The sequence below is a fragment of the Streptomyces sp. NBC_00012 genome (assembly GCF_045040875.1).
Classification (GTDB): domain Bacteria; phylum Actinomycetota; class Actinomycetes; order Streptomycetales; family Streptomycetaceae; genus Streptomyces.
On the sequence record NZ_CP108310.1, the window covers coordinates 891,220 to 902,177 of the forward strand.

Annotated in this window: 6 protein-coding genes; all 6 read right to left on the reverse strand. The window is 69.4% G+C overall.

Features of this window, described 5'->3' with window-relative positions:
• Positions 1-26: 26 nt before the first annotated feature.
• Positions 27-2,774 (reverse strand): AAA family ATPase, encoded by a 2,748-nt coding sequence (locus tag OHA19_RS43595; protein WP_331749079.1) that lies wholly within the window; start codon positions 2,772-2,774, stop codon positions 27-29.
• A gap of 545 nt (positions 2,775-3,319) precedes the next feature.
• Complete coding sequence (locus OHA19_RS43600) at positions 3,320-4,345, reverse strand: 3-deoxy-7-phosphoheptulonate synthase (RefSeq protein ID WP_331749076.1); 1,026 nt, start codon at positions 4,343-4,345, stop codon at positions 3,320-3,322.
• A complete protein-coding gene (locus OHA19_RS43605) occupies positions 4,345-5,931 on the reverse strand; it encodes an acyl-CoA carboxylase subunit beta (protein WP_331754610.1) in 1,587 nt (528 codons plus the stop codon). Before OHA19_RS43605 ends, OHA19_RS43600 begins: the two co-directional genes overlap by 1 nt.
• Before the next feature lie 57 nt (positions 5,932-5,988).
• A complete protein-coding gene (locus OHA19_RS43610; protein WP_331749070.1) occupies positions 5,989-6,840 on the reverse strand; it encodes a metallophosphoesterase in 852 nt (283 codons plus the stop codon).
• Positions 6,833-9,859 (reverse strand): amino acid adenylation domain-containing protein, encoded by a 3,027-nt coding sequence (locus tag OHA19_RS43615; RefSeq protein ID WP_331749068.1) that lies wholly within the window; start codon positions 9,857-9,859, stop codon positions 6,833-6,835. Before OHA19_RS43615 ends, OHA19_RS43610 begins: the two co-directional genes overlap by 8 nt.
• Before the next feature lie 61 nt (positions 9,860-9,920).
• Positions 9,921-10,913: a TauD/TfdA family dioxygenase gene (locus OHA19_RS43620; RefSeq protein WP_331749065.1), complete on the reverse strand. Its 993-nt coding sequence runs from the start codon at positions 10,911-10,913 to the stop codon at positions 9,921-9,923.
• Positions 10,914-10,958 lie beyond the last annotated feature (45 nt).

Here is a 10,958-nt window from a genome sequence, read left to right on the forward strand (position 1 = left end):
TGTCGGAGCAATCCGTCCGTACGCCGTCAAGCCGACGACGCGGCGTGGAATTCCAGCTCGACGGGCAGGTCGGTCCTGCGCTTGACCTTCAGCTTCCTGAATATCTTGGTGAGATGCTGCTCCACCGTACTGACGGTGATGTGCAGCTTTCCGGATATCTCGCGGTTGGTGTAGCCGAGCGAGGCCAGCGCGGCGACCTTGCGCTCGGAGAGCGTGAGCATGTCGGCGGCCTGCCGTGTCGTGGCGTCGGGCTGCTTCCAGGTGTCACCCTTGTCCGGCACGAGCATCAGCGGCTGCTCGTGGCTCGGGGTGATCTGCTCCTGCATCCGCTGGACCCGGCACTCCTTGGCGAGGCGCCCGGCCCTGCGCGAGATCATCCGCGCCTTGCCGAACTCGCCGAGCACCTGATGCACCCTGCTGAGGTCGTACAGCGCCTGAGTGAGGGTCAGCCGGTCCCCGCTCACCTGGAGGACCTCGACGGACTCCTTCAGGAGCCTCAGCCGCGCCCGGTGGCCGATGGTCGCGGCAAGCACCCGAAGTGAGGCGCCGTGGGTACGCGACTTGGGCGAGCCGGAGAGGGACATCTGTTCCTGGGCGAGCTGTTGGGCACGCTCATGGTCGCCGAGCCTGAGGTGGACCTCCGCGGAGTCGCTGCGCCACGGGACGAGCGCGGGGGTGTCCAGGCCCCAGGCCGTCATCAGCTCTCCGCAGTAGCGGAAGTCGGCGAGCGCGGCCTGCAGCCGGTCGGTGGCCAGGTAGTAGCGGCCTCTGGCCCGCTGGTAGTACAGCCCGTACCGGGTCTGGAACATGGCCGAAGGAACCGGTTCCTTCAGGTACTTGCGGGCGTTCTCGAAGTCCCCCATGGCGGTGGCCGTGTAGAGGAGGGCTCCGAGCGGGACGCCGATCGCGACCCCCCAGCCGTGGGGGCCGATCAGGTCCAGGGCGCGGGCCGCGTGCCGCTCGGCGTCGACCAGCTCGCCGTTGCGGATGGCTATCTCGGCCCGGCAGCCGGAGAAGACCGCCTGCCACCAGGTGACGCCGCGGGCCTCCGCCTCGGCGAGCAGCATGTCGCACCAGCGCGCCGCCATGGGCAGCCGCTCGCCGTAGACGAGCGTCTGGATGGCCGAGGTGATGGCTTCCAGGGAGCTGTCGGTGAGTGGGGTGCCCTGCAGTATCTGCTCGGCCACGCGGGTGCACCGCCCGTCGCCGTCGCCCTGTCTGAGGATCGCGTTGAGCACGGCGGCGGCCTGGTCCTGCTGGGCCGGCGGCGCGGCGGCGCTGTCGGCCTGCGGCACAGGGGCACCGTCGGTGCCGGCGGGCAGGAACTGCGGGTAGGTGTGGCTGAGCCAGTCCCTGGTGCTGCTCAGGAGGGAGCCGAGGGGTTCGTTCACCGCCGGGCGCATCCGCCCCAGTTGGTCCAGTGCCTCGGTGGTCTCCTCGGTCCGCCTGTGCCACATGCCGCGGCGTACGAGCTCGGCCGTCTGTTCGGCGTCGAGGTGCCCGTCCCGCTGCTCCTGGAACAGGGCCGTCAGGTGGCGGGCCGCCGTCCCGGGGTCCTTGCGCCACTCGGCACGGATCAACAGCATCCTCAGCTGGGCGCGTTGGGGCGCCGCGGTGCAGACCGAGAGCGCGAACTCGACGTACTTGACGGCGGCCGCGTCGTCATCGACGGCCAGCGCCTCCTCGGCCGCTCTCCGCAGGTCACCGATGGCCCAGTCGGCCCGCACGCTCCTGGCCGCCACGAGGTGCTCGGCCACCTCGATGGCGTCTCCCGCGCCCTGGCGCAGCAACTGCGCGGCGTCCGTGTGCAGTCGGGCCAGCTCGCTTCCTGACAAGTCCTCGTACACGGCGGCGCGGCCGAGCGGGTGCCGGAAGCAGTCGCCGTCCAGCAGCCCTAAGGTGTTCAGGGTGTGCAGCAGGCGGGTGACCACATCGGGGTCACGGCCGATCAGACTCGCGACCCGGTCCGCCGATGCCGTGGTGTCGAGGACGGCGAGCGCCCTGGCCACGGCGAGCGCGTCCGGGCCGCTGCGCTGAAGACAGGTGAGCACGGCCTGGCGGAAGCTTTCGCCGGCCACTTGCTCGAAGGGCGACTCCGCGTCGCCGTGGTCCTCGATGAGGGCACGAACAAGCAGCTGGTTGCCGCCCGTTGCCTCATGGACCTCGAAGGCGAGACTGTGCGCCGCCTCTCGCCCGAGGTACTGCGTGAGCATTTCGGAGACCCCGGAAACGGTCAGGGGGGCGAGGCGGATCCGGCGGAACTGGGTCTGCCGGACGAGTTCGATCCGGTACGAGGGGTGCATCGACCAGTCGTACGCCGACTCCGCGAGCACGAGCATGGTGCGGGTCGAGCGACCGCGGTGGGTCATGCGCAACAGGCAGTCCATCGAGGGCTCGTCGGCGTGGTGCACATCGTCGACGATGACGACCAGCGGTGCCGCCCTGGACGCTGCGAGCAGTGCGGCGGTGGCCTGGCGGACGGTTTCCAGCTCGCACTCGGGGCTGATCAGCTCCTCGACGCGCTCGGCGGAGAGGGGCATGCAGTCGAGCAGCTGACGCAGAACACCGAAGGGAGTCTCGCGATCGGCGGCCGTCGCGATGGCCGACAGGAAAAGGGCGTCGCCGGCGGCGTTCCGGTCGACAAAGGTCCGGAGGAGTTCCGTCTTTCCATTCGCGACGGCTCCACTGACCAGCACAATCCTGCCCCGCCCGGCAGCGGATTCCGCAAAAAGTCCATCCAATATTTCGAGCTCACGCTCGCGTTCGACCAGCATTATCTGGACGCCTTTCCCCCGTGTGCCATTCCATAACTTCAGGAAGGAAGTGGATTACCGTCATCAAAGGCGCGAAAAATGATGACTTTATCCCGGAATTGAATGACCATTATCCGACGTCACATCAATTACCGCCGGGCCTGCCCCATATCGGGACCCTTCCCCCTATCGGTATACCCGTTCTCGCTTGAGACAGTAGCCCCCTCCACACCCCCCTGTAAACCCTTACCAGAAGCTACCGACCAGTCGACCACACGGCTCTCCGAGCATTCGCCTCGTGTACACCTTCGCCCCCTCGACCTCAGCTCACCGTCACCTCAAAGACCTGAACCCCGATTCAAGCCAGGACCCAAAGCACCCCTGCACGACGGGGGAACCCGGAACCTGCTGCCGCAACCCCAGGGGGAAGGTCGGCGCACATAGGGGTTGACCAGGCGAGACAGCAGATCAAAGGGGCTGTGGACAGCCTGGCACCGAGCCCGCCGGAGCGGCCTCCACCCGGGGCGGCCGAGGATCAGGTTCCCGGAACGAGAGATAGGTACAGGTCAGCCGCGAAGCGACTCGGCAATATGAAATGCCAGCTCTATGGCAACATTTCCATCGATGCGCTCAAGCCGTATTCCACCCGGACTCGAGCCAAGGCTCCTGTGAACTTCGAAGAAGCCGCGCACCTCGTCGGAAAGTTGAAAAAGGGACGGATTATTCGGACCGCCCAAAGAGTCAAGAGAATTCGCCCGCACCGGATCGCACTGCCACACAACCTGATGCCCCGACGCGTTCACCTTCTCGACGATGGGCGGCAGTACTTCCCGCACCCTGTCGCTGCCCATGGCGCTCATCAAGGTGACCCGGCCCGGCCTGAAATGTGGATCCAGCCGCCGGACGTACTCGACGGCTTCTTCGGGCAGGGTACCGGGGCCGATCTCAAGGCCGACCGGATTATCGGTGGACTCCGCGAACGTGATGTGCGGCCCTTCCTTTTCCCAGCTTCGCTCCCCCAGCCAGAGAAAGTGGGTCGACAAATCCGACGGGACAGGGTCTGGGGCCTGCTCGGGGCACGGCGACGGCCGCTCGTGGTCGCGGGGCAGCACCTCATGGCCCGCGAAGATCCGTGTGGTGCGCAGGGGGGTGTCGTCGACGGGCCAGGCGGCCATGAAGCGCATCACGCGGTCGATCCGCCGGGCGAGCGCCGCATATCGGGCTCCGGCCTCCGTGGTACGGACGAACTCCTGGTTCCACCGGTGCACTTGGCGCACATCGGCGACGCCCGCCGTGTCGGTCATCGCCCGCACCATGTTCAGCGCCGTCACCGAGTGCGCGTCGAGGGCTTCGCCGTGACGGACGGGCAGCCGGCAGATCTTGATCACCGGTACCTGAGCGCCGTATGTCAGCACGAGCGCCGCCTGCAGGAGCGTGCGGACACCGGCCACGACGTTCGTCTCGACGTCCCCCGCGGACCGCGCCGCGCGGTCGCCCATCTGCAGCACGAATGCCTCACCGCGCGCGGCGGCCGCCATCTGCTCGGAGAGCCGACGGACCTCCTCCGGCAGGACGAGGGGCGGTCTGCCCATCACTGCGGGGGGTTGCCGTGTTTGCGGGACGGCAGGTCGGCGTGCTTGCTGCGGAGCATCTGGAGTGAGCGGATGAGGACCTCGCGGGTCTCGGCCGGATCGATGACGTCGTCGACCAGCCCGCGCTCGGCGGCGTAGTACGGGTGCATCAGTTCGGTCTTGTACTCCTTGACCATGCGGGCACGCATCGCCTCGGGGTCCTCGGCGGCGGCGATCTGCCGACGGAAGATCACATTGGCAGCGCCCTCCGCACCCATCACCGCGATCTCGTTCGTCGGCCAGGCGTACGTCAGGTCCGCACCGATGGACTGGCTGTCCATCACGATGTACGCACCGCCGTACGCCTTGCGCAGGATCAACGAGATCCTCGGCACCGTGGCGTTGCAGTACGCGTACAGCAACTTGGCACCGTGCCGGATGATCCCACCGTGCTCCTGGTCGACACCGGGCAGGAAACCGGGAACGTCCAACAGCGTCACGATCGGAATGTTGAACGCGTCGCAGAACTGCACGAAACGCGCGGCCTTCTCCGACGCCCCGATATCCAGCACACCGGCCAACGACTGCGGCTGATTGGCAACGATTCCGACCGTGTGTCCGTCGAGCCGCGCCATCGCACAGACGATGTTCCGCGCCCAGCGCTCGTGAACCTCCAGGAAATCACCGTCGTCGACGATCTCCTCGATGACCTTCGTCATGTCGTACGGCCGATTGCCGTCGACGGGCACGAGGTCGAGCAGCGCGTCGCCGCTCCCTCCGACGGCGTCCGGGCCCACGGCCGGGGGCATCTCGCGGTTGTTGGACGGCAGCAGGGACAGCAGGTAGCGGACCTCGGACAGGCAGGTCTCCTCGTCGTCGTACGCGAAGTGCGCGACGCCCGACGTCTCGGCGTGCACATCCGCGCCGCCCAGGCCGTTCTGCGTGATCTCCTCGCCCGTCACCGCGCGGACCACGTCCGGCCCCGTGATGAACATCTGCGAGGTGTCACGCACCATGAACACGAAGTCCGTCAGGGCCGGCGAGTAGGCGGCACCACCCGCACACGGGCCCAGCATCACACTGATCTGCGGGATGACACCCGAGGCCCTGGTGTTGCGCTGGAAGATGCCTCCGTAGCCGGCCAGCGCCGAGACGCCCTCCTGGATACGGGCACCCGCACCGTCGTTCAGCGACACCAGCGGGGCACCGGCCGCGAGAGCCATGTCCATGATCTTGTGGATCTTCGTGGCGTGGGCCTCGCCCAGCGCACCGCCGAAGATCCGGAAGTCGTGCGCGTACACGAAGACCGTCCGGCCCTCCACCGTGCCCCAGCCGGTGATCACACCGTCCGTGTACGGCTTCTTCGTCTCCAGACCGAAACCCGTGGCCCGGTGCCGGCGCAACTGCTCGACCTCGCTGAACGACCCCGGGTCGAGCAGCAGCTCGATCCGCTCACGCGCGGTCAGCTTCCCCTTGGCATGCTGCGCCTCGGTCGCCCTCTCGCCCGGGCCGGCGACGGCCTGCTCCCGCATCCCCATCAGTTCGGCGACCCGGCCGCGGGCGTCGGACACCGGCAGCCCGGCCGGGCGCTCGTGCAGGACAGTCATCTCACACCACTCCAACTCTGTGGGGATTCGCTGAGCAGCCTCAGCTCATGCGGGGTGTCATATGGGAACGTCCGTCGGCAGGACCGGCACCAGACGTCCGGGCTCGCCCGGACGGCGACGCCACTCCCTGGGATAGCCGAGGGAGACCTCCTGGTGCGGTACGCCGTCGCACGTGATCACCCGCGGGATGTGCAGATGTCCGTACACCACGGCCCTGGCACGGAAGCGTCGGTGCCAGTCGTACGTGGCCGTCGTACCGCACCACAGCGCGAATTCCTGGCGCCACAGCACCCGGGTGGGCTCGCGCACCAGGGGAAAGTGATTGACGAGGACCGTGGGCAGTTCGGCGGGCAGCTCCGCAAGCCGTGCCTCGGTCGCCCGTACCCGGGCGCGGCACCACGCCTCCCTGCTGGGGTACGGGTCGGGGTGCAGCAGGAACTCGTCGCTGCAGACCACTCCGGCCTGCTCCGCCACTTCCAGCGCCGCCGCCTTGGAGTACGTCCCCGCGGGCCGGAAGGTGTAGTCGTACAGCAGGAACAGCGGGGCGACCGCCACTGGACCGCCCTCGCCCTGCCAGATCGGATAGGGGTCCTCGGGGGTGGCCACACCGAGGCCGCGGCAGAGGTCGACCAGGTGCAGATAGCGCTGCTCCCCGCGGAGCTGGACGGGGTCGTCGGGGGCCGTCCACAGTTCGTGGTTGCCCGGGGCCCACACCACCTTGGCGAACCGGTCGCGCAGGGTGCGCAGCGCCCACTCGATGTCCGACACGCGCTCCCCGATGTCGCCCGCGACGATCAGCCAGTCCTGGTCGGAGCCGGGCCTCAGGGCGTCGACGATCGCTCGGTTCTCGTCGTACCGGATGTGGAGATCGCTGATCGCGACCAGCCTGCCCGGTCGTGAGTCAGGCACCGAGCACCCCGCTGCCCGCACGCGCCTGTTCGGCCAGTCCCGCCACCCTGGCCAGGGTGGGGCCCGCGATGATCTCCGGCAGTCCGGCCATGAAGTCCTTCTCCCGCTCGATGCCCACGATGTCCGCGCTGACCGCGGCCAGCATCGCAAGGAGCGTGGCGGAATCGCCGCCGAGCCGGTGGAAGTCCGCGTCCGCGCCGAGCCGGTCGACGTCCACCGAGAGGACCCGGGCCCAGATCTTGGCCACCACGTCCTCGGTCTCGCTGCGCGTCGCGGCACCCGCCGTCGCGGAGTCGGCCGCCGGTCCCTCGAAGGGCACGGGCAGCGCCGAGACGTCGACCTTCTCGTTGACCGTGCGGGGCAGGTCGGGGACGACAAAGGTCGCGGTGGGCACCATGTAGCGCGGCAGTCGTGCCGTGACGTGTGCGGTGAGCTCCTCGACGGTCGCGTCGCCGCGCAGCACGACGTAGGCGCACAGGACCTTGTCCCGCGTGCCCGGCCTGACGAGGCCGGTGGCGAACGCCGTCGCCACAGCGGGGTGTTCCTCCAGGGTCCGGGCGATCTCTGCGGGTTCGATGCGGTAGCCGAGCACCTTCACCTGCTCGTCGTTGCGGCCGACGGACTCCAGTTCGCCCGAGGGGAGCATGCGGGCCAGGTCGCCGCTACGGTAGACGCGGGTGCCGTCCGCCAGGGCCGTGAACCGTTCGCGGTCGAGGTCGGGGCGGCCGCGGTAGCCGCGCGCCAGCTGGTCGCCCGCCAGGTGCATCTCGCCCACCTCGCCCGGGGCGACGAAGCGGCCGGTGCCGTCGATCAGATGGATCCGGGTGTTGTCGGTGGGCACGCCGATGGGCACGGAGGGCCGTCCGGCGTCGCGTTCCGCGTCGTAGCGCCGCGTCATGCAGCCGATGGTCGTCTCGGTGGGGCCGTACTCGTTGAAGATCCCGCAGTCCGGGCCGAAGAGCCGCTGGGCGCGGTCCGCGACCGAGGTCCGCAACAGCTCGCCGCCCGCGATGACGGCGCGGAATCCGCGCGGCGCGAGATCGAAGCGGCTGATGAGGTCGAGGTGAGTGGGGGTGAGCTTGAGCGCGTTGGCACCCGAGTTCTCCAGCATGTCCCGCAGGACCACGTGGTTGGGCTCGTCCGGCACCAGCGCGATCGAACCGCCCGCGAGGAGCGGCACGAAGAGCGCCGTGTTGGACAGGTCGAAGGCGAGCGAGGTGAACAGCGGGAAACGGGAAGTGGCGTCCACACCATAGACCCGGGTCGCCCAGCTGACGAAGGTGGTCAGCTGGCGGTGCTCGATCTCGACGCCCTTGGGGCGGCCCGTCGACCCCGATGTGTAGATCACGTACGCGAGGTCCCCGGGCCGCACATCGACGCCGGCCGGCCTGCGCGTGGACTCCGCGAGGTCCTCAAGGAGCACCGTCCGCGCTCCGGCCCGGTCGGCGAACTCGCGGTCCGCGTAGGCGCGTTCGGTCAGGCAGATGGTCACCCCGGCGTCCGCCACCAGGTCGGCGAGGCGGTGGTCGGGCTGCTGCGGGTCGAGCGGCAGATACGCGGCGCCTGCCTTGAGTACGCCCCAGATGGCGGCCATGCCCGCGACCGTGCGGCCCGCGAGGAGCCCCACGAGGGTGTCGCGGCCTGCGCCGCGGTCGAGCAGCTCGGCCGCGACGGCGTCCGCCCGCCTGCTCAGCCGGCGGAACGTCACGTCCCCTTCGGGGCCGGTCAGCGCGATGGCGTCGGGGTTCCTGTCGACCTGCTCCTGGAACTGCTGGACCACCGTGCCGGGGTGGGCGAGGGGGCGCGCGGTGTCATTGGCGTCCCACTCGCGGTGGGCGCGCGGGGAGAGTGCTTCCTCGATCCGGTCGAGCAGCGCCTCGGCCCGTTCGGGGGTCTGCGGGCCGTCGTACCAGCCGATGGTGATCTCCGTGCGTCCGCCGCACTCCACCGCGTTGATCTCGGGCGGGCCGAGCGGGCCCGCGTTGGGCAGCGAGTACACCGTCGTGGCGTGGAACGTGTCCGTGCTGAAGTCGGCCAGGTCCACCTTGCCGACGTGCGACAGCGTCGCCAGGCTGCTGTAGCGGTCGTGCTGTGCGGAGAACGCGTCCAGCCCCATGATCTGCTGGCTCAGCACGGTCAGGTCCTGGGTGGGCAGCGTGGGGTCGACCCGGGCCGCGAGGTCCTGCCGGCCGGAGAGGATCGACAGGAGCTGCTCGTGCGCCTGCTCCCAGCCGGAGGCCGCGCGGACCTCGTACAGCGGGTTGTTGGTGAGGTTGCCGGTCGAGCGGACACCGGGCAGGTACCTGCGCAGGTCGACCGGGACGAGGAAGCGTCCGGTGCTCAGCCCGCAGGCCCGGGTGACCGCCAGCGCGACCTTCGCCACCAGCGCCGGGTGCGTGCCGTCGACGGTGCGCCGCCGCCAGAAGAACGCGTGCTGTCCCTGCGGGCGGGAGCCGAGCGACGAGGGCCAGTCGAGATCGGGCTCGATGTCGCGGCTCCCGGGGGCGCCCGCCTGCTCGATCAGATCGCACTCGGTGATGCGCGAGGGCGCGCCGAGCGGCTCCTCGCCGCGCAGCACGCGGAAGATGTCGTCGGCCCAGGCGCGCACGCCCTGGCCGTCCATGACGGCGTGGAAGGCCCGCAGGATCAGCGTGTCCGACGCATCGCCGGGCTGCAGCAGGATCTCGCAGGTGGGGCCGCCGTCGCGGCCCATGAGGGGGCTGTGCAGCCGCTCGGTGCCCGCGAAGGTGCGCGGGTCGAAGGAGTCGGCGGGCAGCACCCGCACGGCCGGGGCCGTGCCGCTGTCCACCCATGTCATGCCCTGCCGGGTCAACCGCGCCCCGGGACAGGCCCGGGACGCGGTCTCCACCGCGCGGGTCAGCTCGTCGGGGTCGATGCGCCCGGCGCCCTCGACCACGATCTGGATGACGCCGGGAACCGAGTCGGGGTAGACCAGGAACCATGTCTCCGTGGGTGAGACAGGTCGGCTGTAGGTGCTGTCGTCCTCACCCGCGGTCATGGGGGGTACCTCAATTCGGTTCGATCGGTGTCGGTGCGTTCGCGCGTGGCCGGCGCGGCGGTCAGGCTGCGCCGAGGACCTGGCCGTCCTGGCGCCGCAATGCGCGGGATCTGCGGAAGTCCAGGTGTACGAAGACGCGTTGCAGCCAGCGGTCCCGGCCGTCGTACCGCGGCTGGAAGGCGTTGCGTCCGTGCAGGGCGAGTCGGTTGTCGACGAACGCCAGGTCGCCGGGGCGCAGGATCAGGGTGTGGGCGATCTGCTCGATGACCGACTCGAGCCGCGCCATCGCTTCGCCGGCCTCGTCGTCGACCGGGAGCGTGCTGCTGAAGTCGACCTTCAGGTCGGGGTCGTCGACGCTTCCGCCGAGGATGCCGTGCGGCTCCTGCATGCCGTCATCCAGCTCGAAGGAGGCGGGCGCGACCGTGACGAAGCGGGGCTGGTGGAGGATCTCCCTGGTGCGGTCGGACAGCAGCGGGAGCGCGTTGCGTACGGAGGCCACCCGCAGTCCCGCGATGTTCTCGTGGTCGTTGCGCAGGCACATCAGGCCGACCAGATCGGGCTTGTGCTCGTGAAACGCGTTCTCCGTATGCATGTTGAGCTTGATGGAGCCCGCGTTTCCCTGGAACTCCTCCATGCCGGGCACCGGCACCACGTCCTGGACGAGCGCGCCCGACTTCTCCTTGTCGAACGCGATCACCTCGCCCATAGCCATGGCGATGAGGACCAGCGAGGCCGCCGATGTGCTGCTCTCGCGCTGCACCGAGCCGCGGACCGCCGGAGTGTCGGGCACCGTCTCGGGGTCCACCGGCAGGTTGCGCACCAGCAGCATGGCCTCGCGGCCGGAGTTCCAGGTGAACTGGCGCAGCGTCCGGCGCAGGCGCTGCGGCAGCAGACAGGAGAGTTCCCTGGCCTGGGCCATCCAGCGCGGGTCGTCGACCAGTCGGGGTGCGGCGTCCCTCAACTCCTCTGCCAGAGCCGTCAGTTCGGCCTTCTCTCGACCGTCGAGGGAGATCTGGGCATCGTCGCCGATTTTCGGCCTTGCTTCGACAGGCATAATCAACCATTCGTTTGCAGAGTTGATGCGAACTACGGGTCCGCC

Coding starts and splice junctions, on each gene's coding strand:
- OHA19_RS43595 (WP_331749079.1), bottom strand. CDS start 2,774: ATGCTGGTCGAACGCGAGCGTGAGCTCGAAATATTGGATGGACTTTTT.
- OHA19_RS43620 (WP_331749065.1), bottom strand. CDS start 10,913: ATGCCTGTCGAAGCAAGGCCGAAAATCGGCGACGATGCCCAGATCTCC.
- OHA19_RS43615 (WP_331749068.1), bottom strand. CDS start 9,859: ATGACCGCGGGTGAGGACGACAGCACCTACAGCCGACCTGTCTCACCC.
- OHA19_RS43605 (WP_331754610.1), bottom strand. CDS start 5,931: ATGACTGTCCTGCACGAGCGCCCGGCCGGGCTGCCGGTGTCCGACGCC.
- OHA19_RS43600 (WP_331749076.1), bottom strand. CDS start 4,345: ATGGGCAGACCGCCCCTCGTCCTGCCGGAGGAGGTCCGTCGGCTCTCC.